We start from the raw sequence: 25,402 nt of genomic DNA on the forward strand, positions 1-25,402 counted from the left end.
CTCTGTCGCTTTTCCACTTCGAGTAAATTGCATCAGCCAATAGATTGGCTGTAGCACATTTTGCTCTGTACTCAAGAGAAGGGTATAGATCAAGTACGACTGATAGCTTTGATTTGTTAGAAATAAACATGGCTATCGCATATTTGACTAATTCCTCTGTATTGTGGCAGCTGTCAAATTTGGCTTGTGCGACTTCTTCTGCATCAGGGGCGTCTAGCTTTGATAGTGCAATTGCGGCTTCTCCGCGAACCATCCAATCGGCGTCATCAAGGGCCTGCCTAACCCAAGGTAAGCTGTCAGTGTCTAGGTAGCTCTCAATAGCCTCAAGACAAGCAAGCCTGATAAGTTCATCATTATCGTTTAAACGATCCCTTATGCAGCTTATTGTATCTTCATGTACTGGTAAGAGGCTTATATTTTCAATTGCCCGAAGTCTAACCTCCGAATCTTCGCCATTGGTCAGGTCAAGTAACATCGGCCTCTTTGATTCATCGAGTTCATCAATTGAGTCAATAAAGTCTAGCTGTTCGTCAGATGTATATTCCATAGTCGCACCGAGCAAGTAGGGTGGACAACGCGAAGCTTGTCCACCATAAGCCGAACATCCAACAATAACCGTTAACGCCTTATCACATAAAGCTGTAACAGGTATAACGCTCAAGCCGGGAACGGTGGATGGGTAAAGCGTCATCCACCCTACTCGCTGTTTCGCGCGGCGAAAATATCCCGCCTAGAAAACTGGAAACTTAATTCAATATATCTTTTCGTCAAACCCTTGATGCATAAACATAATTAACAAGCCAAACATATCCAACCCTACTTCATCCGAATGCCTTGCCTGCTCCTCAAAACTTAAACCTGGCTGTTTGATGACCTTTCTAGTCTTGGGGTCTAGTACACTTTGGTAATATGGCGGCAGGGGGGACCAGCGAGTAGTTATATGATGCTGGTTGTTATTTATGCCTTCCAGCTTCCATTCCGCACCATCAAGGCCAATATTCCCAAAGGTTTCTGGTCGATTCCAGAAATCAGCGGCCCTCGAAAAGTTAATCAAATTATATATTTGATTATCTGAGACATGATAGGTTTCGTTTAACGTTAGCTTTTTATCAGTGACCGAGTATTTCTTTACTGTAAATTCCGGCTCTTTATCACCGTTTTTTAAAATAACCCTAAACACCATCGAATCATCGAAGCTTCTGGACCAATGCAAGCGGTAGGCTAGAAACTCACCACTGCCCGGTTCTTTATAACTGATCAGTTCTTTTTCATTAAAGTCATTTACTGTTATAGCGGCTGTCTCATTGACAATCGACTCACCTGCGATTGCGCTCACTCCGCAGAAACTAATAAAAAATATTGCAAATATTTTTAAAAACACATTAACGCTCCAATTTATGGTCGTACATTATCTAATGGCACGGTAAACCCTGGTCGTCCCAGCAAGTAGGGCGGACAACGCGAAGCTTGTTCACCATAAACCGAACATTGCGCCGAAGATGGGAACTCGTTCTCGCATAACCCTGTAACGGGTATAAACAAGAAGCACACGCCGGCAAACGGTGGATGGATAAATCTTTATCCACCCACTTTGAATATCGGCTTATTCGTGGCTGGCTGGCAGTTGTCTGGCGCGTTCGGTGGTGGTGGGGTCGAGGCTGTGCAGGGCGTGGTATTGGCTGACGAAGACGTGGCCGCCGAAGCTGTCGAGGAAGTTGCTGCGGCGCAGGCGGTCCATCACCGGGCCTTTGACTTCGGCCAGATGCAGTTGCACGCCGGCGCTGTGCAGGCGTTCGCTGATGGCCTCGAGGGTGTCCAAGGCGCTGGCGTCGATCAGGTTGACGCCGGAGCACATCAACACCAGATGCCGCGCTTGCGGGCGGCTGGCGAGCAGTTCCGCGATGCGCCCTTCTAGATAACGGGCATTGGGGAAATACAGGCTCTCATCGATGCGTATCGACAGCACGCTGTCGCTCTGCACCGTGGTAAAGCGCTCGATATTGCGAAAGTGCTCGCTGCCCGGCAGTTGCCCAAGCACCGCCATATGGGGACGACTGGTGCGCCACAGGAACAGCAGCAGCGACAAGCCCACACCGAGCAGAATGCCCGCCTCCACCCCATGCAACAGCACACCGAGCAGGGTCGCCAACTGCGCGGCGCCTTCTTGTCGCGAATAGCGCCAGGTGCGGCGCAAGGTCCGCAGATCCACCAGGCCCAACACCGCCACCACAATGCTCGCGGCCAGCACCGCCTGCGGCAGATGCTCCAACAGCGGAGCTAAACCAAGCACCGCTGCGAGCATCAACAGCGCGGCAAACACCCCGACCAAAGGCGTGGCCACGCTGCTTTGCAGGGCCAGGGCCGAGCGGGAAAAACTCGCTGCCACCGGCATGCCGCCTGAGCACGCGGCGGCGATATTGGCGGCGCCTTGGCCGAGCATTTCCAGGTCAGGATTAATGCTCTGGCGCTTACGCATGGCCAGGCTTTGGGCAATGGATACTGACTCGATAAAACCGACCAAGGCGATCAGCAGCGCTGCCGGTAAAAGCGTCAGCACTAAGGGCAGCTCCAAGCTGGGTATAAGCAGCGGCGGCAGGCTGGCTTCGACCTCACCGACCACCTTCACCCCATAGCTTTCCAGCTGCAGCAGCGCGCCCAGCAGCATGGCCAGCAGTATCACCATCAACGCACTGAACTGCCGCGCTCGCGCCGCCAGCGTGGCCGGCACACCGAGCCAATGCAGATTGCGCAGCAGCACCAGCAAGGCCAGGCTCACCCCAGCCAAGATCAAGGTAGGCTGATGCACTTGTCCAAGCTGGGCATACAGCCCCGGCAGCACCTGCAACAGACTCAGGCCGTCGACCGAGACACCGAGCAGATATTTGATTTGGCTCACGGCTATCAGCAGAGCGGAGCCGCTGACAAAACCGGAAATCACCGGATGGCTTAAAAAGTTGGCGATAAAGCCCAGGCGCAGCAGGCCCATGACTAACAGCAGCGTGCCGACTAACAGGGTCAAGGTGGTGGCGGCTTGCAGGTAAGCGGCGCTGCCCGCAGTGGCCACCGGCGCCAGCGCGGCCGCCGTCATCAGCGACAGCACCGCCACCGGGCCAAACGACAAAGCCACGCCTGGGCTATTGCCGATCAAGGCATACACCAGCAGCGGCAAAATACTCGCAAACAGCCCGGCCACCGCGGGCAAGCCCGCCAACTGCGCATAAGCCAGAGCCTGTGGCACCAGCAATAAGCTGACCAAACTGGCGGCCAATAAATCGCGCCCGGCCAGGCTCAAGCTGTAATGACGCAGGGTGCTGAGCAGCGGCCATTTAGAGAACATTCAGGGGAACCTTGAGATAGTGCACGCCGTTGTCTTCCGCCGGCGGCAGATGACCGGCACGCATATTCACCTGCACCGCCGGCAGCAGCAAGGCGGGCATGGCGAGCCCGGCGTCGCGCTCCTCGCGCATGGCGACAAAGGCGTCTTCGCTGATGCCCTGATGCACATGCACGTTGCCCGCAAGCTGCTCGGCCACGCTGGTTTGGTACTGATGCTGCTCCCGGCCTGGGCCCAGGTAGTCATGGCACATAAACAGCTGGGTATGCTCGGGCAATTTAAACAGCCGGGCAATCGAGCGATACAACGTGCGTGCATCGCCGCCGGGGAAGTCACAGCGCGCGGTGCCGTAGTCCGGCATAAACAGGGTGTCGCCGATAAAGGCCGCCGTGCCAACCAGGTAGGTCATGCACGCGGGGGTATGCCCTGGCGTGTGCAGGGCCTGCGCCGCCAAGGTACCGATCTGAAAGCGCTCGCCATCGACAAACAAATGCTCGAACTGCCGGCCATCGACGGCAAACTCGCTCCCGGCATTAAACAGCTTGGCGAAGCGCCGCTGTACCTGCGTGATCTGCGCACCGATCGCCATACAACCGCCCAGCGCGGCCTTGATATAGGCCGCCGCGGATAGGTGGTCGGCATGCACATGGGTTTCCAACAACCATTGCACGCGCAGGCCTTGCTCACGCACATAGGCGATCAGCTGGTCGGCGCCCCGGTACTGAATGCGTCCGGCGGCAGCGTCGTAATCCAAAACCGGATCGATAATGGCGCACTGCGCCGTGCTGGGGTCGCTGACCACATAGCTGTAGCTCGAAGTGGCGCTGTCAAAAAAAGCCTGGATCGACGCTGACATAGGGCTCCCTGCCGCACTGGCGGACTTTGTTCGACGCCGGCGGCGCCATGCTGCAGCGTGCATCGGACTGACTGCGCGGGCAAGACCGAAAGCCCAGCCCTGAGCGCAAAAACCCGCCGAGCGGCGGGTTTTGGGATCGGGGGGAAACCCTTAGAGCGCTGGCGCCGGGCGCAGCGAGTAGGTCTTAAGCTGCTCGGCAAAGTCGCGCAGGGCGTGGATGCCACTGGCTTCGGCCTCGCTGACCCACTGCTTGATCGCCTCCAGCATATCGTGGCCGTTGGCGCTGGTTTTCGCCCAGATATGCTGCAAGGCCAGGCGTTTTTCATAGATCACTTGCAGCGCTTGGCTCTGCTCCAGCATGCGTTGGATACGCGCCTGATGGCCCGGATGGAGCAAGCTGGTTTCGCGCGACAACAAGCGCTTAGCACGGTGGAAATGATGGCGCAGCGAGTGATCGGTTTTGCTCAACTCCTGCTTCACCAGCGGCGCGATCACCAACTTGCGGTACTGCGCCATGATCTGGAAGCGGTTGTTGAGGATCGCCATGGCGGTGTCCATATCCAGGTTGCGCTTGTCCTTAACCCGATGGGCAATCGGCGCGACGCGCTGCACCTTGGCCAGGCCGCAGTAGCTGAAGAGCTTGATCCACAGCCAGCCCATATCGAACTCCCATTTACGCACCGACAACTTGGCCGAGTTGGGATAGGTATGGTGATTGTTATGCAGCTCTTCGCCGCCAATCAGGATGCCCCAAGGCACCAGGTTAGTGGCCGCATCACGGCATTCAAAGTTGCGATAGCCCACCGCATGGCCGAGGCCATTGACTACGCCTGCGGCCCATAGCGGGATCCACATCATCTGCACGGCCCACACGCTGATGCCGATCACGCCGAACAGGCACAGATCGATCACCGCCATCAGGGTCACACCCAGCATTTTGTAGCGCGAGTAGAGGTTGCGCTCGATCCAATCGTCCGGGCAGTTTTTGCCGTAGATCCGCAGAGTTTCTGGGTTCTGCGCCTCTTCGCGATAGAGCTCCGCACCTTTGCGCAGCACCGTCGCCAAACCCTTGATCACCGGGCTGTGCGGGTCATCGACGGTTTCGCATTTAGCGTGGTGCTTGCGGTGGATTGCGGTCCACTCGCGGGTGTTCTGCGCCGTGGTCAGCCACAGCCAGAAGCGAAAGAAGTGCTTGAGTGCGGGGTGCAATTCCAGCGCGCGGTGCGCCGAGTAGCGGTGCAGATACACGGTGACGCTAACAATGGTGACGTGGGTCATCAGCAGCGTAACCCCGATCAGTTGCCAGGGTGAAAGATCAAGAAAACCGTTGTACCACATGAATAATTAATTCCGAATCAGCAGACGAGGCGTCTATGCATTGTGCAATGGGGACCGTTTGGCATTATCCCTAAGCCGAAATAAAAAGACAGTTACACCTTGTTGATGAGTGCTGTTACTCGTCGCAAGACTTATACTTGCGTGCCAAATACCATCTGAAGATTCCAATTAATGCCCCTGCTATCTAAAGCCTGGCGCATGATCCTGAGCTATATCGTGATCGCCAGTCTCTGGGTTTTCTTCAGCGACGGAATGCTAAACGCTCTGGGCCTAACAAGTGCCCAACAAGAACAGTTGCAGTTGTTCAAAGGCCTGAGTTTTATTCTGGTCACGGCAGCCTTGCTGTTCCTGTTGGTACGCAATTATCAGCGGATCAACCGGCGTGCCACCGAGGCCCTGCTGCGCAGTGAAAAACGCCTGCGCAACGCCCTCGAAGCCGCTGAAGACGGCATGTGGGACTGGCACTTAAGCTCGCAAATTCTCTATTGCTCGCAAGGCTACGCGGCCTTGCTCGGGATGACCCAGGCTCCGCCCCAGGCCGAGGCCGATTACTGGCTGCAACGAGTGCATCCGGATGATCGGGAAAACCTCGAACGCGAGTTGAACAAGTGCATCGCTAATCGCGACACGGCGCCGTTTCAGCGCAGCTTCAGGCAGTTGCACACCAATGGGCAGTACCGCTTGATTCAATTTCGCGGGCGTTTATTGCTGGATACAAAACAGCGCCCGGAACGTTTGCTCGGCACCGCCAGCGATGTCACGCAGCGGCGTAAAGACGAAGAAAGCCTGCGTATGTCGGCGGTGGTCTTCGATACCACCCAGGAGGGCGTACTGGTCACCGGCGTGGATAAGCGCATCGTCCACTGCAACCCGGCGTTTATCCGCATCACCGGTTACAGCATGGCGGAAATCCTCGGCCAGTCGCCGAGCATGCTCAAGTCGGGGCGCCATGATAAGAGCTTCTACCAAGCGATCTGGAGCAGCGTCAACGCCTCCGGCACCTGGAGCGGTGAGATTTGGAACCGGCGCAAAAGCGGCGAAATTTATCCACAGTGGCAATGCATCCGGGTGATTTACGGCGAGCATGGCGAGATCACCCACTATGTCGCGGTGTTCTCCGATATCAGCTTGCTCAAACGTTCGCAGCGCGAGCTGGACTATCTGGCGCACTACGACCCGCTGAGCAACCTGCCTAACCGCCTGCTGTTTACCGAGCGTGTCGAACACGCGCTCAAACTGGCCCATAGCGAGCAGCGCAACGGCGCCGTGTTGCTGATCGATCTGGATCATTTCAAGCACATCAATGAAAGCCTCGGCCACGACATCGGCGACTTGCTGCTCAAGGATGTGGCCGAGCGCCTCAACCAGCAGTTAGCCCCACGCATGACCCTGGCGCGCTTGGGCGGTGATGAATTCGGCCTGCTCTATGAAACCTGCAGTAACGCCGAACAGGCCGCCGTGCAGGCACAGCATCTGCTCAACTGCCTGGCACAGCCCTATCAGGTGGCGGGCCGGGAGCTGTTTGTCACCGCCAGCATTGGCATAAGCCTGTTTCCGGATGACATCTGTGATGCCAGCCAAATCCTGCGCAATGCCGACTCGGCCCTGTTCAAAGCGAAGAATAGCGGGCGGGAAAACTACGCCTTCTACACCCAGGAGCTGACCGAGCACGCGCGCCAGCACGTTGAGCTGGCCAGTGCCCTGCGCTACGCCTTGGACAACCAACAACTGCGCGTTTACTACCAGCCGCTGCTGTGCCTCAAGCGCGAGCAGGTGATTGGCGTCGAGGCCCTGGTGCGTTGGCAGCACCCCACACGCGGCCTGGTGCCGCCGGGGGAATTTATTCCGATTGCCGAAGAAACCGGACTGATCGCCGCCATCGACGCTTGGGTCTTGGAACAGGCCTGCCGACAGATGGTGTTGTGGCGCGATCAAGCTAATGGCTTGCTGTTTGTCGCAGTCAACGTGTCGAGCCGTTTGTTTGGACGTGGCGAGCTGGATCAGCGGGTCGCCCAGGTGCTGCAAGACACCGGCTTAGACCCGGCGTTCCTGGAGCTGGAAATCACCGAAAGCGCGGTAATGGATAACCCTAAGGCAGCCCAAGCCTTGTTGGAGCGTTTGCGCGATTTAGGCATACGTTTAGCCATCGATGACTTCGGCACCGGTTACAGTTCGCTGGCGCGCCTCAAGCGTTTGCCGGTGCACAAGCTGAAACTGGATCAGAGCTTCGTCAACGGCCTGCCCCACGACCACGACGATGTGGCCATCACCCGTTCGGTGGTTGCCCTCGGCCACAGCCTGGGCCTGACGGTATTGGCCGAGGGGGTGGAGCACGCGGAACAAGCCGAACTGCTCAAGCAACTTGGCTGTGATTTGGTTCAAGGTTACTTCTATGGACGGCCAGTACCGGCCGAGCACTTGCAGTTAACGCATATGGTTGACGTCCATCCCTAACCCCAGTGTCACTCAGAGGCGAACCGATGCCGACAGCCAGTAAGCCATCCGCTATCAATCGCGCCATGGGTCTCGCCAGCCTCGGCTTAAGCCTGCTGTTTTTAGTGCTCGGCAGCCTGGCGTTGAATGAGCGGCAAACCCTCTGGCAGCGGCAGTTGACTCAACAGCATCAGGCCCACGCGCAGGCCCTGGCCAACGCGGAGCACACCGCGCAGCAACAAGCGCTGATGATCGCCCAAGGCTTAGCCAGCGACGCGCAACTGGCCGATCTGGCCTTACAAGCCAGCCTGCTTACGCCCGCAGCCGGACAAGATGAAGCGGCCCTGCAGGCCATCCGCGCACAGCTGCTCGCCAAGCTCCGCCCTGTCTGGTCGGCCCTACAAAGCAGTCAGCCCTTGCAGCTGTATCTCTATCAGGCCAACAGCGAGCAAGTGCTGCTCAGCCTTGGCGACGCCGCGCAGCCCAGCATCGCCGCCCAGGACCCGCACCTGCAAACGGTACTGCAACAAGCCAGCGCCTTTACCGGCCCCGACCTCAGCGCCCAAGGCCCGGTGCTGCGTGCGCTGTTGCCGCTGCAAGTACGTACCGAGACGGCCCTGCTCACCGCCGGCGTTTTGGAAGTGCGCCTGCCCCTGCTCAATGCCTTACAGGCTGCACAGAGTCGCTCAGACAGTGGCATTGCCCTGCGCTACCGCCCGCCGGGCGCTGCCGGCTGGCAAGTGGCGAGCCAGGCCCAGACACCCATCCAGCAGTGGCAGAATGCGCAACAGCTGCCTGGCGCAGAGGAGGGCAATAGTTTTCAGTTGCTCAGCGCGGCGCAGCGCAGTGTGCTGCTCAGCCAGCTGCCGCTGGCTACTGCCGCGCCAACCGAGCCGCCCATGTTGGCGCTGCTCTGGCACGACCTCAGCGCCCAAGCCAGCCGGCATCAGCAGCAACTGCTGTGGCTGGTCGGCAGCCTGCTGCTCGCCTGGGCCGCCAGCCAGCTCTTGCTGGCCTGGGTGTGGCTGGCCCAGCGACGCCAGCAGCAGCGCCTGCTGGCGCAGCAGCACAGCGCCCTGTTGGCCAAGCACCGCCAAGGTGAAGAGTCGCGCCAACTGCTGGCCATGATCAGCCAGGCACAAGCGGCCTATATCAACGCCCACAACCAGCACGAAGCCTTTGATGCCTTGCTTGAGCGGATCTTGCAGATCACCGCCAGCCAGTTCGGCATGATCGGTGAGATCCTTCACGATCAACGCGGCGCGCCCTATATGCGCACCTTCGCCATCAATATTCAGGCGCTGGGTGACAGCTTCAGCGAGTACCACCAACTGGCGCGCAGCGGTCTGGAATTTAAGAACCCCTACAGCCTGTTTGGCCAGGTCATCCGCAGTGGCCAACCGTTGGTGACCAACGCTCCCAGTCAGCATCCCCATAGCGGCGGCACGCCCCAAGGCCATCCACCGCTGCATAGCTTTGCCGGCTTGCCGTTGCACGCCAACGGCCAATTGCTCGGCGTACTGGCCTTGGCCAATCGCCCAGGCGGCTACCCCGCTGACTTCGTTGAGCAGCTGCAACCGCTGCTCACCACCCTTGGCCAACTGTTCCAGGCACTGCAACGCGACCGCCAGCGCGAGCTGGCCCAGCAGCGCATTCAGCGCCAGCAACGGGTGCTGCAATTGCTCAATGAAGTGGCGGCGCTGCCCAAGCTGGATCGGCAACATTTGCTCAGTGAAGCGCTGCGCATCGGCACGCAGTTTTACGCCATGGATCAGGCCCTGGTTGGCCGGCTTGAGGGCGCCGAGCTGCTCGTCTTGGCGCAACTGCCCAGCGTCCACAGCAGCAGCGATGAACCACGCTTAGCCCTGGAGCAACGCTGCTGCGCCGCCACCCTGAGGCAAGACGATGTGCTGGCCTTGGCGGATGTGCGCGACAGTCGCCTCAGCAACCTATCCAGCGTGCTCGCCAGCGGGGTGCAGAGTTATATCGGCATAAGCATCTGGGTCGCCGGACAACGCTTCGGCACCCTCAGCTTTGCCAGTGCGAAGGTGCGCAGCACTCCTTTCGATGAGGCCGATGAAGAATTTATCCGCCTGTTGGCGCGTTGGGTCGGCGCCACCTTGGAGCGCTTGGAGCACGAAGAACAAACCCGGCAGGCGCGGCGCTTTTTGCAAACCGTGCTGGATTCCGCCACGGGCGTGAGCATCATCACCACCGACACCCAGGGCATCATTACCCTGTTCAACGCCGGTGCCGAACGCCTGCTGGGCTATCGCAGCGCTGAGGTGATCGGCCAGCACAGCCCGCTGCTGTATCACCTCAGTGACGAGCTGCAAGCGCGCTGCACCCAGCTCAGCCAGCAGGAAGGCCGGCCCATCAGTGGTTTTGAGCTGTTGGTGCACACGCTGCGCAACGGTGAGCCACAAACCCGACAGTGGACCTATGTGCGCAAAAATGGCGAGCCACGGGTGGTCAACCTGACCGTCAGCGCCATGTTTGACAGCCACGGCAAGCTCAGCGGTTATCTGGGCATCGCCAGCGATATCAACGAACTGCAACAAGCCACCCAGGCCCTGCAAACAAGCGAGCGGCGCTTTCGCAGCCTGGTCGCCAACCTGCCCGGTGCGGTGTATCGCTGCCGCAGCGATGAGGCCTGGAGCATGAGTTACCTCAGCGAAGAAATTGCCGCCATCAGCGGCTACAACGCCAGCGACTTTATCAATAACCGCGTACGCAGCTTCGCCAGCATCATCCACCCCGATGACCGCGAGCCTTTGCAACGCGAATCCGCAGCGCTTGCCGCGCAGAGCAACTTCGAGCTGACCTACCGGGTGATCCACGCCGACGGTCATAGTGTCTGGGTGCGCGACAAAGGTCGCAGCGAATACAACGCCCAAGGCGAGCTGGAATGGATTTCCGGGTTTATCTGGGACATCAGCGACCGCAAGAACGTCGAGGATCAGCTCAATCTCAGCCAGCAGCGCTTTAGCAGTGCCTTTAACACCGCCCCGCAAGGCATGGCGCTGGTGTCTATCGATGGCCGCTGGCTGGAGGTCAACCAGGCGCTGTGCGACATGCTCGGCTACAGCAGCGAGCAGTTGCTGAGCCGCACCTACCAAAGCATCACCCACCCCGACGACCGTGAATATGACCAGCATGACGTAGATGACCTGATCAGCGGCATCGCCCACAGCATCCAGCGCGAGAAGCGCTACTTGGACAGCCAAGGGCGGGTCATATGGGTGCTGATCAGCGCCTCGCTGGTACGCGACAGCCATGGCCAGCCGGTGCACTTAGTCGCGCAGATTCAGGACTTCAACGAGCGCATCAGCGCCGAGGCGGCGATCCGCGAGCGCGAGGAATACCTGCACACCCTGCTCGATAACGTCCTCGATGCGATCATCACCATCGACCCGCAAGGCTATATCGAAAACTTTAACCACGCCGCCGAACGCATCTTTGGCTACAGCCATCTCGAAGCGTCCGGCCACCGCATCAGCATGCTGATCGCCGATGGCCGGCGCATCCTCCAACCGCGGCACCTGAGCAGCTACCTGCGCAGCGGTATCAAGCAGGTGCTGGGCAAAGAAATCGAGCTGTTGGCGCGGCGCAGCAATGGCGAAGTGTTCACCGTGGAGCTGGCGATTTCGCAAATCAGCCACCAGGGCGCGCGGCGTTTTATTGCGGTGATCCGCGACATCGAAGAGCGCAAACGCATCGAGCGCATGAAGAACGAATTTGTCGCCACCGTCAGCCACGAACTGCGCACCCCGCTGACCGCCATCGCCGGCTCCTTAGGTCTGATCAACGGCGGCGTGGCCGGGCCGGTGCCTGCGGCCATGCAGCACATGCTGCAAATCGCCGAAGACAACAGCCAGCGCCTCAAACTGCTGATCAACGACCTGCTCGATATGGAGAAGCTGGTGGCCGGCGAAATGCACTTTGACTTGCACGTGCTCGCCCTCGAGCCGCTGTTGCAGCAAGCCATCGAGCATAACCAGCCGTACGCGCAACAGTTGCAGGTGCACTTGCAGTTACTGGTTCCGGCGAGCGCCTGCTATGTACTGGTTGATCCACTGCGCCTGAGCCAAGTGCTCGCCAACTTGTTGTCCAACGCGGCAAAATTCTCCCCGCCCGGGCAACGTGTGGAAGTCAGTGTGCAGCAGCAGGCCGAACAGGTGCGCATCAACGTGCGCGATTATGGCCGCGGCATTAGTGAAAAATTCCAAGCCCGGATTTTCAGTAAATTCTCCCAAGCCGACGCCACCGACACCCGCCAACAAGGCGGTACGGGCTTAGGTTTAGCTATCTGTAAGGAAATTATGCAACGCATGGGCGGCCACATCGGCTTCACTTCCCACGAAGGGCAAGGCACGACGTTCTGGTTTGAACTCGCGCTGCAACCACAACCCGACACCCCGCCTAATCCGCCAATAAGTGCCGCCGACCATGCCTGAGCTTAAGCGCATCCTACATATCGAAGATGACCCGTCGATCCAAGCAGTGACCAAACTCGCCCTCGAAGCCCTCGGTGGCTTTAGCGTGCGCAGTTGCAGCAGTGGCCAGCAAGCGCTGGAGCAACTGCTGGAGTTCGCCCCTGACTTTATCCTTCTCGACGTGATGATGCCGGACATGGACGGCCCGCAAACCCTGATCCAGATCAGTCAGTTAATCGATATCCAGCAAGTGCCCGTGGTGTTTATGACGGCAAAGGTGCAACCTGCGCAAATCGCCCATTACCTAAGCCTTGGCGCGCAGGACGTGATTATTAAACCCTTTGATCCCATGCAACTGGCCAAGCAAGTTCGCCACATCTGGAGCCAGCGCCATGGCTGATGGTGCCAGCGAATTACAAGCCCAGCTTAAGCTCCTCAGCGACGCCTTCGCCCAGCGTTTGCACGATGATCTGCCAGCCCTTGGTCACCTCGCCGAGCAGTTGGCCAACAGCCCCGGACAGCCTGAGCAACTGCGCTTGCTGCAAGCCCTGCACGAGCAGTTGCACCGCCTCGCCGGCGCCGCCGGCACCTTTGGTTTTGTCCGCCTCGGCCAGCAAGTGCATGAGCTGGAGCGCCAAACCGAACACTGGCAGCAGTACCTAAGCCAAGCCCAACCGCTGCTCAGCGACTTTATCGCGAGCGTGCAGAACCTCGCCGGCCAGAGGTTTAGCCAAGAGCAGGAGGTGGCCGACTACCAGAGCCACATCCCCGCGCCGCAACCCCACCACGCTGACCGGCTGATCTACATCCTCGAAGCGCAACCGGCGTTGGGCGACTATATCCGCCTGACCCTGGGTAACTTCGGCTATCGCACGGCGCACTTCAGCACCCTGCAAGCGCTAGATGCCGCGGTGAGCCTAGAGCGTCCCGACGCACTGATCCTCGACCTGGAGCTGCCGGCTAGCCAAGGCAGCGCCCTGGACTACGCCAGCCAGTTGCAGCAACGTCTGGCGCAGCCCTTGCCGCTACTGGTGATCAGCAACCGCAGCGACTTCGCCACCCAGTTGCAGGCGGTGCGGGCCGGCGCGGAAGGTTTTTTCAACAAGCCGCTGGATATCGCCCAGCTGGAAAACAGCCTCGAAGGCTGCTTTGCCCAGCAGCACGGCGAGCCGTACCGGGTGCTGATCATCGATGACGATCGCGAGCTGGCCAAGCGCTACAGCCTGATTTTGCGCAGCGCCCATATGCAGGTGGAGATGCTCCACGAGCCGGATAACATCTTCAGCTGCATGCACAACTTCAACCCCGAGGTGATCCTCCTCGACGTGAGCATGCCCGGCTGTACCGGCCCCGAGTTGGCCCAAATCATTCGTCTCAACGACGACTGGTTGCGCGTGCCCATCGTTTATCTGTCGGCGGAAACCGACATCACCCGCCAGATGAATGCACTGATCAAGGCTGGCGATGATTTCGTCACCAAGCCTATCAGCGATCACGCCTTAGTCGCTGCCGTGTTCTCCCGCGCGCAACGGGCCCGCCAGTTGAGCCAGGCGCTGGCCCGCGACAGCCTGACCGGCCTGCTCAAGCACGCCGACATCAAAGAGCAGGTGGCAATCGAGCAAGCCCGCGCCCTGCGCAGCGGTAAGCCAGCCAGCGTGGCCATGCTCGATATCGACTTCTTCAAGAAGGTCAACGACAGCTACGGCCACGCTGCCGGCGACAGTGTGATCCGCGCCCTGGCCAATCTGTTGCGCCAGCGCCTGCGGCGCATTGACAGCCTCGGCCGGTACGGCGGCGAAGAGTTTCTGCTGGTATTGCCGGACTGCACGGCCGAGCAGGCACGACGGATTCTCGATGAGATTCGCCAGCGCTTTGCCGACCTGCAATTTGTCGCCGGCGAGCAGCATTTCAGCGTCACCCTGAGCGTCGGCATCGCCTCCACCGCCGAGTACCCCGGCCCCACCGACGCCCTGCTGGAACAGGCCGATCGCGCGCTGTACAGCGCGAAAAACAGCGGGCGTAACTGCGTGGTTTAAACGAGAAATAAGGCACGTAAGTACTATAAAAGCCGGTCTTGTACTTGGCTTCGTGAAAAATTGAGCGTATGTTTTCATGAAATTATTTTAATAATATTCATGAGGCAGCCATGTTCAAGCAGTCCGCCCAGCATCTCGACACCTATTACGCCGCTTGCTACCCCGGCGCGATCCCGCAACGTCGCCCCTTGCAGGAGGACCTCGAGTGCGATGTGTTGATTGTCGGTGGTGGCTTTAGCGGCTTGCACACGGCCCTGCGTTTAAGCCTGGCCGGTAAGAAGGTGGTGGTACTGGAAGCCAGCCGCCTGGCCTGGGCCGCCTCCGGGCGCAACGGTGGCCAGGCCTTGCCGGGTTGGTCGTGCGATATGCCACCTTTTGAGCAAGCACTGGGCCTGTCCGGGGCCCGCAGTCTGTGGGACAGCATGGTCTGGGCCGCCGAAGAACTCAGCCAGCTGCCCGGGCGCCATGGTTTCGATATCGATTACCGCAAAGGCGCGCTGTACAACGCCGTGCTGCCACGCCGCGTCACCCAGCTGCAAGAAAGCATCGTCGAGGCCGAACAGAAGTACGGCTACCACCAGCTGAAATTTATCGCCAAAGCCGAACTGCCTGAGTGGATCGCCAGCCCGCGCTACCTGGCAGGGGTTTACGACGCCGGCGCCGCCCATATCAACCCGCTGAAACTGGCCATGGGCCTGGCTGATGCGATTGAAAAGGCCGGCGGCAAAATCTTTGAGCTGAGCAAAGCGCTGACCAGCCACCCGACCCGCAACGGCTACCAAGTGCTGACCGCCAATGGAGAGATTCAGTGCGACGTGCTGGTGCTGGCCTGCAATGCCTATATCGACAAACTCGATCCGCAACTGGCCAAGCGCCTGCTGCCGGTGGGCTCTTATCAAGTGGCTACCGCGCCGCTGGACCCGGCGCTGGCGCAGTCGCTGTTCCCGAAAGGCACCTGCGCCATCGACAACCAGTTTGTGCCGGATTACTTCCGCGTCACCCCCGACAACCGCCTGCTGTTCGGCGGCGGCTGCACTTATCTAGGGGGCATTCCGACGGATGTGCCAGCCGCTACCCGGCCCTATCTGGAGCGAGTGTTTCCGCAACTTAAAGGCGTGCAAATCGACTACGGCTGGGGCGGCCATATCGACTGCACCATGCCGCGCACCCCGGACCTCGGCCAGCTGGGGCATAAGTACTGGCTGCAAGGTTTCTCCGGTCACGGCATCTTGCCGACCCTGGCCGCCGCCCGGGCGATCAGCGATGCCATCCTCGGTGATAACGAACTGCTGAGCCTGTACCAAGGCCTGAGCAACCCGCGCTTCCCCGGTGGCGACCTGCTGGCCGCGCCGATTGAGGCGGTGGGCAAGGCCTGGTATCGCCTGCGCGATGTGATTTAACCGCTGTGTAACGAGGTAGCCCATGAACAAGCAGGAAGAAGTCGAAGGCCTCGCGATCCTGATCCGCGATCTGCGCAAACATAAGAACCTCACCTTGGGTGAGCTGGCGGCGCGTATTGATCGCTCGGTGGGCTTCTTATCGCAAGTTGAGCGCGGTCTGTCGCAGCCCACGGTGGCGGACTTAACCGCGATCAGCGAAACCTTAGGGGTGCCGACCACCTACTTCTACAGCCTGAGCAAGCCCCGCCAGTTGCGCTGGGTGACCCGCCCGGATGAGCGGCGCACCCTGTATTACGCCGGCGGCATCACCGATGTGCTGGTGTCGCCGAGCATGTCAGCGGGGTTTTCCATGCTCGACAGTCACCTGGCCCCCGGTGCCACCAGTGGCGAGGGGCATTTGAATGACAGCTCGGAGCAAGGTGGTTTTGTCCTCGAAGGAGAGCTGAGCATCTGGCTCGATAACAGCCCCGAGCCGGTGGTGCTCTACCCCAACGACAGCTTCCAGCTGCCGCCGCATTCCCAGTTTCGTTACGCCAACCTGACCGACCAACCGACGCGCGTGTTGTGGGTGTTCCGCTAACCCCACCCGTGCAGGACCCGCATGATGACAAGAACAACAGCCTTTAGCAGTCTGCTCGAAGAAGTCCACAGCTTTCGCGCCAAGCACCCTGACGTGCGCTATGTCGACCTGATCAGCCTGGACATTCCCGGGCACTTTTACGGCAAGCGTTACCCCATCGAGATGCTGGAAAAAGTCGCCGCCGGCAGCCCGTTAAAAATTCCGCAGAACTGCGTCCTGCTCGGCCAGCAAGGTGGCCTGCATGCCATCGGCGATTACTGCTTTAACGATGGCGATCCCGATGCGCCGCGCCGGCTGATCCCCGGCACCCTGAAAATCGTGCGCTGGGAAAAACAAGCGCTGGGGCAAATGCTCATCAGCTCCGACGGCACCCAAGCGCCGATTGAGTTCGAGCCGCGCGAAGTGCTGGCCCGCGTGCTTAAGCGCTTAGCCGGGCGGGGGATATTCCCGGTAGTGGCCTTTGAGCTGGAGTTTTACCTGTTCGACCGCGCCCTGAAAGACGGTCTGCCGCAGTTCCCCCATGATCCCTTAAGCGGCGACCCTGACGACCAGCCGAACATGCATATCGAGCGCCTGTCGCGCTTCAGCGAGGTGCTCCACGACATCGTCGAGGCCGCCCAAGAACAAGGTATCGACGCCAACGTGATCACTGCCGAGCTGGGCCCAGGGCAATTTGAGATCAACTTCGGCCACAGCGCCGATGGTCTGCAAGCCGCCGACTGGGCCGCCATGTTCTGCCGCAGCACCCGTGGCGTGGCCCTGCAACACGGGCAACGCGCCAGCTTTATGAGCAAGCCTTACCTGCACGCGCCGGGCAGCGGCATGCATGTGCACATCAGCCTGTATGACGAGGCCGGCAACAATCTGCTCGCCGCCGACCAGCAGCAACCGCTACGCCATGCCGTAGCCGGCTGCCTGGATCTGTTGCCGCATTGCATGCCGATCTTCGCCGCCAACCACAACGCCTTCCGCCGTTATGGCGCCATGGTTAACGCCGCCAGCCGCGCCAGCTGGGGCTTTGAAGACCGCGACGCGTGCATCCGCATCCCCGAGTCAGACGCCCGCAACCTGCGCATCGAACATCGCTTAGCCGGCGCCGATGCCAACCCGTATTTGGTCCTGGCGGCCATTCTGACCGGCATGGAACAGGGCCTCGCTGCGCGTCGCGAACCCATCGCGCCACTCAATGAAGATCGCACAAGCGGCATCGACTTCGCCAAAGACATGCTCAGCGCCGTGACCGCCATGCAGGACCACGAGCCGCTCCAGCAAGGCTTGGGCAGCGAGTTTGTGATGGTCTATTGCGAGAACAAACGCCAGGATCATCTGGCCTTTATGCAGGAGATCAATGCCCGCGAGTACCGTTGGTTCCTCTAACCGACGCAGGCGAATATTTGCTGCAGGTTTTCGACTGAGGGCATTCAAGGCGCCGGGCAGCTTTGCGTATACTGCTCAGCGCCGCCGCGCTTCCCTCCATTTGTCGTGAACTCTGCCGTGACTATTCGCCAATCCCTCGTAACCCTGCTTGTGTGCACCTGCTTCAGCTTTGTTTCCTCGGTATTTGCTGCCCCCCAGCAACAGGACCTTGCCGCCGGTAGCGCGCTGTTGGTCGACCTGCAAACCGATAAGATTCTCTACGAGCGCAACGCCGACAGCGTGGTGCCCATCGCCTCAGTCACCAAGCTGATGACCGCCATGGTTACCCTCGATGCCAAGCTGCCATTAGATGAAATGCTGGCGATCAATATCAGCGACACCCAAGAGATGCGTGGCGTGTTCTCGCGCGTGCGCGTGGGCAGCGAGCTGAGCCGCCGCGACATGCTGTTTATCGCCCTGATGGCTTCGGAGAACCGTGCTGCCGCGAGCCTGGCCCACTACTATCCGGGCGGCCAAGTGGCCTTTATCAAGGCGATGAACGCCAAGGCCAAGGCGTTGGGCATGAGCAAGACCCACTATGTCGAGCCTACTGGCTTGTCCGAGCACAACGTCTCCACCGCCCGTGACCTGGTGCGCTTGCTCAAGGCGGCGGATCACTATCCGCTGATCAAACAGTTCACCACCACCCACGACAAGACCCAGGCCTTTCGCAAACCCAACTACACCTTGGGCTTTAACAATACCAACCACTTGGTGCGCAAAGCCGATTGGGACGTGCGCCTGAGCAAAACCGGCTTTACCAATGAAGCCGGCCGCTGCCTGGTGATGAATACGGTGATGAACAAGCGCCAAGTGGCCTTTGTGGTGCTCGATGCCTTTGGCAAGTACACCCATATGGCCGACGCCACCCGCCTTAAGCGCTGGCTGGAAACCGGCAAGGTGACTCCGGTGCCGGCGGCGGCCATTAGCTATCGCCAGCAAAAACTGGCCCTGCGCCAGAGCGCCAGCACTCACTAAACCGCGCCTTGCCGCCAGCACGCAGCAGCCCGTGATGGCGCCTTAGGGTTAAACGATGGGCTGGGTCTGCAGGTACTGTTGGCGCTGTTTTAAGAACCGCGTCAACTCCGCCAACGGCAGCGCCTTGCTGATCAGATAACCCTGGATCTGATCGCAGTCATACTGGCGCAGCAACGCCAGTTGCGCGGGGTTCTCCACCCCTTCGCCGACCACTTTCAGATTGAGGTTGTGCGCCATGTTGATCATGGCCCGCACCAACTGACGATCCTCCGCCCGCTCGGCGATGCCACTGATAAAGCTGCGGTCAATCTTCAGCAGGTTGATCGGCAAGCTATGTAGGTGGACGAAAGACGAGAAGCCCGTGCCGAAGTCGTCCAGGGAGAACTGCACGCCTAACTTCTCCAGCGCCAGCATGGTTTGCTGCACATGGTCGCTGCGGCGCATCACGGCGGTTTCGGTCAGTTCAAATTCCAACCAGCTGGCATCCACACCGCGCTCTTTGATCAGCCGGCTGACGGTGCTCAGCAGTTGGCTGTCCTGGAATTGACGGAACGACAGGTTAACCGCCATATGCAGTGGCGGCAGGCCCTGATCCAGCAAGGCTTGGATATCCAGCAAGGCGCGGTTGATCACCCAATAGCCGAGCGGCACGATCAGCCCGGTTTCTTCGGCCAGCGGCACAAATTCGTTAGGCCCCAGCAGACCGTGCTCGGCATGCCGCCAGCGCACCAAGGCTTCAAGGCCAACAATGCGGTCGCTTTGCAGGCACAGGCGCGGCTGGTAATGCAGCTCGAATTCATTGCGCCGCAGCGCCCGGCGCAATTCACTCTCCAACTCGACCTGCTGGCGGGCGCTGCGACTGACGCGCTGATCATAAAAACGGTAGGTGCAGCCTTGCTGAGTTTTCGCCTGCTGCATGGCGATATGGGCGTACCACATCAGCGGATCGGCATGCATTTGCGCGCTGGAGTGGGCCAGACCAAGGCTGCAACCCAGCAACAGGCTTTCGCCATCAATCCAATACGGCTCGCTCAAGGCCTGGGTGATGCGCTCGGCCACATCCATGGCGCGCTGCGGGTCGCGGCGGCTGTCGATGAGCAAGGCAAATTCATCGCTGCCAAGGCGCGCCAGCAGATCGCCGGTTTGCAGTTGTGCCTTGATCCGCGCCACCACCTGCACAATCAGCCGATCACCGCCTTGATGGCCCAAGGCATCGTTGGCGTGGCGAAAGTTATCTAAATCGAGATGGCCCAGAGTCAGACCGTGACCCTGATACTCCTGCAAGCGATTGGCCAGCACATGGTGAAAGCCCTGCCGGTTAGCCAGGCCGGTGAGGCCATCTTGTTGCGCCAGGCGCTGCAAGGAATCGGTGAGATCAGTGCGCTCACTGGCGTAACGCAGGCAGCGGCGCAGCACTTCGCTGCTGAGGGTCGAGCTGACCAACCAATCGACCACGCTCAGGGGCGGTGACTGGGGTTCTTCATCGAGTAGCAGAATAAGCGGCAGGGGACAGAGTTCGGCGGCTTTTAAATCGCAGGTCAGCACCAGCATATTGGCGGGCAAGGCAAAGCGCTCACAGGCTGCCAGCCAACTCGGCGCAGTCAGGAGATGGTACGCATCCTCACCCAGGGCGCTTAGTTGCGCGCGCAGTAACTGCTCCCAGGCAGGCGTGGCCGCCAATAACAACAGACGCCACGGTTTGACAGACACAGGCAAGCAGCTCCCCCCACATAATCAATTAGCGTGTCACTCGCTCAGCTGCACCGTGTTCGGCGTCTTGCCCCCACAGCCATGTGGTATACGCGTACCTACTTCAAGGTAAGTCTCAAGTTTGTCTCGCAGAGTACTGCATTGGTTGAATTAGCCAAGTGTTGCGCAGCAACATTATGTGCGCCGCAACACAATTTCATCGGCTCGGTCAGAATGCGCAAGGCCTGTTAAAATGCCCGGCCTCCTCTGCTGATGATGTCTTCCCATGTCCCGACTGAACCCCCGGCAACAAGAAGCCGTGAACTACGTCGGCGGCCCACTTCTGGTGCTCGCCGGTGCAGGTTCCGGCAAGACCAGCGTGATCACCCGCAAAATCGCCCACTTGGTGAAAAACTGCGGCATTCAGGCCCGCCATATCGTCGCCATGACCTTTACCAACAAGGCCGCGCGCGAGATGAAAGAACGGGTCGGCAGCCTGCTGCACGGCGCCGAAGGGCGCGGCCTGACCGTGTCGACCTTCCACAACCTGGGCATGAACATCATCCGCAAGGAATATGCACGCTTGGGCTACAAGCCCGGCTTCTCGATCTTCGATGATGGCGATATCAAGGCGCTGCTTTCGGACATCATGCAGAAGGAGTATTCCGGCGACGACGGCATCGATGAGATCAAAAACTACATCGGCTCGTGGAAAAACGACCTGATCCTGCCCGAGCAAGCCCTGAGCGAAGCGCGCAATCCCAAAGAGCAAACCGCCGCCATCGTCTACCTGCACTACCAGCGCACGCTCAAGGCGTACAACGCAGTGGACTTCGACGACCTGATTCTGCTGCCGGTGAAGCTGTTCCAAGAACACGCCGACATCCTGGAAAAGTGGCAAAACCGCATCCGCTATCTGCTGGTCGACGAATACCAAGACACCAACGCCAGCCAATACCTGCTGGTGAAGATGCTGGTGGGCATGCGCAACCAGTTCACCGTGGTCGGCGACGATGACCAGTCGATCTACGCCTGGCGTGGCGCGCGCCCGGAAAACCTGATGCTGCTCAAAGAGGATTACCCGTCGCTGAAAGTGGTGATGCTGGAGCAGAACTACCGCTCCACCAGCCGCATCCTCAAATGCGCCAACACCCTGATCGCCAACAACCCCCACGCTTTCGAGAAGCAGCTGTGGTCGGAGATGGGCGTCGGCGATGAGATCCGCGTGATCCGCTGCCGCAACGAAGACGCGGAGTGCGAGCGGGTGGCCATGGAAATCCTCACCCTGCACCTGCGTACCGATCGGCCCTACAGCGACTTCGCCATCCTCTATCGCGGCAACTACCAAGCCAAGCTGATGGAGCTGAAGCTGCAGCACCACCAGATCCCTTATCGCCTCTCCGGCGGCACCAGCTTCTTCGCCCGCCAGGAAGTGAAGGATCTGATGAGCTACTTCCGCCTGCTGGTTAACCCGGATGACGACAACGCCTTCCTGCGCGTGATCAACGTGCCGCGCCGTGAAATCGGCTCCGCCACCCTGGAAAAACTCGGCAACTACGCCACCGAGCGCAAGATCAGCATGTACGCCGCGGCGGGCGAGATGGGCCTGGCCGAGCACCTTGAGCCGCGCTACAGCGAGCGCCTGCAACGCTTCACCCGCTGGATGGACCGGGTGCGGCAAGAATGTGCGCAGAACGATCCAATCGCCGCGATCCGCAGCATGGTCATGGATATCGACTACGAAAACTGGCTGAGGCAGAACGCCTCCAACGACAAAGTCGCCGATGCGCGGATGGGCAACGTGTGGTTCCTCGTCGACGCGCTGAAGAACACCCTTGAGCGTGACGAAGACGGTGAGATGACCATCGAGGACGCCATCGGCAAGCTGGTGCTGCGCGACATGCTCGAACGCCAGCAAGAGGAAGAAGAAGGCGCCGACGGCGTGCAGATGCTCACCCTGCACGCCTCCAAAGGCCTGGAGTTCCCCTACGTGTTTATCATCGGTATGGAAGAGGAAATCCTCCCCCACCGCTCCAGCATCGAGGCCGACACCATCGAGGAGGAGCGGCGCCTGGCCTATGTCGGCATCACCCGTGCACGGCAGACGCTGGCCTTCACCTATGCGGCTAAACGCAAACAGTACGGCGAAATCATGGACTGCCTGCCGAGTCGCTTCCTCGACGAGTTGCCGCCGGAAGACTTGCAATGGGAAGGTCTGGAAGACACCGCCCCGGAAGTCAAAGCCGCGCGCGGTAACGACGCCCTGGCCAACATGCGCGCCCTGCTCAAACGCTGAAAACACAACCTGACAGACAACCTGACAAGTGTTGAACTTTAACTTCGCTGCGCCCATCAACTTTTAAACCAGCCTGCCCGCTGTTTTTAGGAGATGTGCGTTATGCCGAGTCAAACCGTTGCTCAGATCGTGGTCGAAACCCTGGAACAAGCCGGGGTCCGACATTGCTATGGGATTGTGGGTGACACGCTGAATTACGTCACCGATGCGATCCATGCAAGCAGCATCGAATGGGTCCATGTCCGCCACGAAGAAGCCGCCGCGTTCGCCGCCGGCGCCGACTCGTATATCAGCGGCAACCTCACCGCCTGTGCCGGCTCTTGCGGCCCGGGCAGCCTGCACTTCATCAACGGCGTGTTTGAAGCCCAGCGCAACCGCGCGCCCATGGTGCTGATTGCCAGCCAGATCGTCACCGAACAGCTGGGCATGGAGTTTCCCCAAGAGGTCGACTTCAAGGCCGTGTACAAGACCTGCAGCGTGTTTTGCGAGCAGGTGATGAACCCCGAGCAAGCCAAGCGCTTAACCACCCTGGCCTGCCAAGCCGCCATCCATAAACAAGGCGTCGCGGTGCTGATTCTGCCCGCCGATATCAGCCAAGCCACGGTCAAAAACGCCCCCGCCTTTGCCGTCCACCGGCCACACCCGGTGCTGCGCCCCAGTGATAGCGAACTGCAGGAAATCGCCCACTTACTCAGCCAAGGCAAAAAGATCGGCATCTACGCAGGCTCCGGCTGCCAAGGCGCCCACGACTTGCTGGTGGAGCTGGCCGCCAAGCTCAAGGCACCCATTGCCCACACCTCGCGGGCCAAGGACTTTGTCGAATACGACAACCCTTTCAACATGGGCATGACCGGCATGCTGGGGGTCAAATCCGGCTTTCATATGATGAATGAGTGCGACACCCTGCTGCTGTTAGGCGCCGACTTCGCTTGGGCGCAGTTTTATCCCCAGCACGCCAAACTGATCCAGGTCGACCGTGACGCCAGCCACTTGGGCCGCCGTCACCCGGTCGATCTAGGCGTGGTCGGTGATGTCGTCGCCACCTTGCAGGCCTTGCTGCCCTTAGTGCAGCAGCACAGCGACGACAGTTTCTTGCAGGAGTGCTTAGCGCTGCGCCAACAGACCGTGGCCCACCTGGAGAAAGAAGAGCACGCCGGCGATGGCGAGCTGATTCATCCGCAGCACCTGGTCAAACTCATCAACCAGTACGCCAACGACGACGCCCTGTTCACCGCCGACGCGGGCTCGGCCATGGTCTGGCTGCTGCGGCATATCCACACCAATGGCAAACGCCGCACCCTCACCAGCTTGGTCCACGGCAGCATGGCCAACGCCATGCCCCAGGCACTGGGCCTGCAAAAGGCCTATCCGGGCCGCCAGGTGATCTCGATTTCTGGCGACGGCGGCCTGGCGATGTTGCTTGGCGACTTGCTCACCGCCATTCAAGAAGAGCTGCCGATTAAGATCGTGGTGCTGAATAACGCCTCGCTTAACTTCGTCGAGATCGAACAGAAGGTCGAAGGGCTGCTGGATAACTACACCCACCTGCTCAACCCGGACTTTGCCAAACTGGCCGAGGTGATTGGCTTCTACGGCCAGCGCGTGACTCAGTCGGCGCAGCTGGAGCAGGCCGTGCAAGCCTTCCTCGCCCATCCGGGGCCGGCGCTGCTGGATGTGCACACCAACCCCAGCGAACTGGTGATGCCGCCCAAGATTGAGGCCACCCAAGTGATCGACACCGCGTTGTATGCGGCCAAAGCCATTCTTAACGGCCGTTTTAAAGACGTGGAGCAATTGGTGGTGAGCAACTTCCTGAAGAAATAACCTCCCGCCAGCAAGGCCGGCGCTATGCCAGCCTTGCTGCGGTGCGGATAGATTTTCGTCAATTGCCAAGCGACGACGCCGGGCGGAAGTCGCGCAAGGCCTACGGGCACGGTACAATTACGCGCTTTAGCAGTGGCCCTAGCCCCGCCAGGAAGCAAGCGTGAATATTCTCAAAGACAAAATTCGTAGTGAAGGTATCGTCCTGTCCGAGCAGGTGCTCAAAGTGGACGCCTTCCTCAATCACCAAATCGACCCGCTCCTGATGCAGCACGTGGGCCATGAGTTCGCCCAACGCTTCGCCGGGCAAGGCATCACCAAGATCGTCACCATCGAAGCCTCGGGCATTGCCCCGGCGATCATGGCGGGCCTGGAACTGGGCATCCCGGTGATTTTCGCTCGCAAGTTTCAGTCGCTGACCCTGAAAAACGATCTGCTGATCTCCAAGGTGTTTTCCTTCACCAAGCAGACCGAAAGCACCATTGCCATTTCCTCGCGGCACCTTAGCGCCAACGACAAGGTGCTGGTGATCGACGACTTCCTTGCCAACGGCCACGCCGCCAAGGCGCTGATCGACCTGATCCTGCAAGCCGGCGCGCAAGTCGCAGGCATCGGCATCGTGATCGAAAAATCCTTCCAGGAAGGCCGCAGCATGCTGGAACGCGAAGGCTACCGGGTCGAGTCCCTGGCGCGTATCGCCGCGCTGGAAAACGGCGAAGTGCGCTTCCTCGAATAAGCCCGCGGCCTAAGGCTCAAGCGCTCTGCGCGTGGGCCTTAAGGCAAACGCCA

Annotated in this window: 17 protein-coding genes; 11 read left to right on the forward strand and 6 right to left on the reverse strand. The window is 59.8% G+C overall.

The window, feature by feature from the left end; all coding sequences use genetic code 11:
* The 5 genes from NTD81_RS17240 to desA form a co-directional block, all read right to left on the reverse strand.
* On the reverse strand, positions 1 to 691 hold a 691-nt coding region (locus tag NTD81_RS17240; protein ID WP_262183921.1), incomplete at its 3' end, for a HEAT repeat domain-containing protein.
* Between the two features lie 60 nt (positions 692 to 751).
* Complete coding sequence (locus NTD81_RS17245; RefSeq protein WP_262183922.1) at positions 752 to 1,381, reverse strand: hypothetical protein; 630 nt, start codon at positions 1,379 to 1,381, stop codon at positions 752 to 754.
* 222 nt (positions 1,382 to 1,603) lie between these two features.
* Positions 1,604 to 3,337, reverse strand: a complete 1,734-nt coding sequence (locus tag NTD81_RS17250) for a SulP family inorganic anion transporter (RefSeq protein ID WP_262183923.1) — start codon at positions 3,335 to 3,337, stop codon at positions 1,604 to 1,606.
* The gene (locus tag NTD81_RS17255) at positions 3,327 to 4,190 is read right to left on the reverse strand and encodes an MBL fold metallo-hydrolase (protein ID WP_262183924.1); all 864 of its coding nucleotides are present in this window, start codon (positions 4,188 to 4,190) and stop codon (positions 3,327 to 3,329) included. The genes NTD81_RS17250 and NTD81_RS17255 overlap by 11 nt, the downstream gene beginning before the upstream one ends.
* Before the next feature lie 150 nt (positions 4,191 to 4,340).
* A complete protein-coding gene (gene desA / locus NTD81_RS17260; RefSeq protein ID WP_262183926.1) occupies positions 4,341 to 5,528 on the reverse strand; it encodes a delta-9 fatty acid desaturase DesA in 1,188 nt (395 codons plus the stop codon).
* Positions 5,529 to 5,699: 171 nt separating this feature from the next.
* Between desA and NTD81_RS17265 the strand changes: the two genes are divergently transcribed.
* The 8 genes from NTD81_RS17265 (at position 5,700) to pbpG (ending at position 18,807) form a co-directional block, all read left to right on the forward strand.
* Complete coding sequence (locus NTD81_RS17265; RefSeq protein WP_262183927.1) at positions 5,700 to 7,982, forward strand: putative bifunctional diguanylate cyclase/phosphodiesterase; 2,283 nt, start codon at positions 5,700 to 5,702, stop codon at positions 7,980 to 7,982.
* A 26-nt stretch (positions 7,983 to 8,008) separates the two neighbouring features.
* On the forward strand, positions 8,009 to 12,418 hold the full coding sequence (locus NTD81_RS17270) for a PAS domain S-box protein (protein WP_262183929.1): 4,410 nt from the start codon (positions 8,009 to 8,011) through the stop codon (positions 12,416 to 12,418).
* Entirely contained in the window at positions 12,411 to 12,797 is a 387-nt protein-coding gene (locus NTD81_RS17275) for a response regulator (RefSeq protein WP_262183930.1), read from the forward strand. The genes NTD81_RS17270 and NTD81_RS17275 overlap by 8 nt, the downstream gene beginning before the upstream one ends.
* The gene (locus NTD81_RS17280) at positions 12,790 to 14,433 is read left to right on the forward strand and encodes a diguanylate cyclase (protein ID WP_262183931.1); all 1,644 of its coding nucleotides are present in this window, start codon (positions 12,790 to 12,792) and stop codon (positions 14,431 to 14,433) included. Before NTD81_RS17275 ends, NTD81_RS17280 begins: the two co-directional genes overlap by 8 nt.
* Positions 14,434 to 14,543: 110 nt before the next feature.
* Positions 14,544 to 15,833: an NAD(P)/FAD-dependent oxidoreductase gene (locus NTD81_RS17285; RefSeq protein WP_262183934.1), complete on the forward strand. Its 1,290-nt coding sequence runs from the start codon at positions 14,544 to 14,546 to the stop codon at positions 15,831 to 15,833.
* A 22-nt stretch (positions 15,834 to 15,855) separates the two neighbouring features.
* Entirely contained in the window at positions 15,856 to 16,413 is a 558-nt protein-coding gene (locus tag NTD81_RS17290) for a helix-turn-helix domain-containing protein (RefSeq protein ID WP_262183935.1), read from the forward strand.
* Positions 16,414 to 16,437: 24 nt separating this feature from the next.
* Positions 16,438 to 17,790 carry a glutamine synthetase family protein gene (locus NTD81_RS17295; RefSeq protein WP_262183936.1) on the forward strand — a complete coding sequence of 451 codons (1,353 nt, stop codon included), beginning with the start codon at positions 16,438 to 16,440 and terminating at the stop codon, positions 17,788 to 17,790.
* 117 nt (positions 17,791 to 17,907) lie between these two features.
* Positions 17,908 to 18,807 carry a D-alanyl-D-alanine endopeptidase gene (gene pbpG / locus NTD81_RS17300; protein ID WP_410017178.1) on the forward strand — a complete coding sequence of 300 codons (900 nt, stop codon included), beginning with the start codon at positions 17,908 to 17,910 and terminating at the stop codon, positions 18,805 to 18,807.
* A 48-nt stretch (positions 18,808 to 18,855) separates the two neighbouring features.
* On the opposite strand, the gene NTD81_RS17305 is transcribed toward pbpG, so the two are convergent.
* Positions 18,856 to 20,523: a putative bifunctional diguanylate cyclase/phosphodiesterase gene (locus NTD81_RS17305; protein ID WP_262183937.1), complete on the reverse strand. Its 1,668-nt coding sequence runs from the start codon at positions 20,521 to 20,523 to the stop codon at positions 18,856 to 18,858.
* A gap of 259 nt (positions 20,524 to 20,782) precedes the next feature.
* Between NTD81_RS17305 and rep the strand changes: the two genes are divergently transcribed.
* From rep to NTD81_RS17320, 3 genes are all read left to right on the forward strand, one after another.
* Positions 20,783 to 22,792, forward strand: a complete 2,010-nt coding sequence (gene rep / locus NTD81_RS17310) for a DNA helicase Rep (RefSeq protein ID WP_262183938.1) — start codon at positions 20,783 to 20,785, stop codon at positions 22,790 to 22,792.
* Between the two features lie 102 nt (positions 22,793 to 22,894).
* Complete coding sequence (locus NTD81_RS17315; RefSeq protein ID WP_262183941.1) at positions 22,895 to 24,616, forward strand: thiamine pyrophosphate-dependent enzyme; 1,722 nt, start codon at positions 22,895 to 22,897, stop codon at positions 24,614 to 24,616.
* Positions 24,617 to 24,776: 160 nt separating this feature from the next.
* On the forward strand, positions 24,777 to 25,349 hold the full coding sequence (locus NTD81_RS17320; RefSeq protein ID WP_262183943.1) for a xanthine phosphoribosyltransferase: 573 nt from the start codon (positions 24,777 to 24,779) through the stop codon (positions 25,347 to 25,349).
* Positions 25,350 to 25,402: the final 53 nt, after the last annotated feature.

This window comes from Pseudomonas sp. 5P_3.1_Bac2 (assembly GCF_025465995.1).
Classification (GTDB): domain Bacteria; phylum Pseudomonadota; class Gammaproteobacteria; order Pseudomonadales; family Pseudomonadaceae; genus Aquipseudomonas.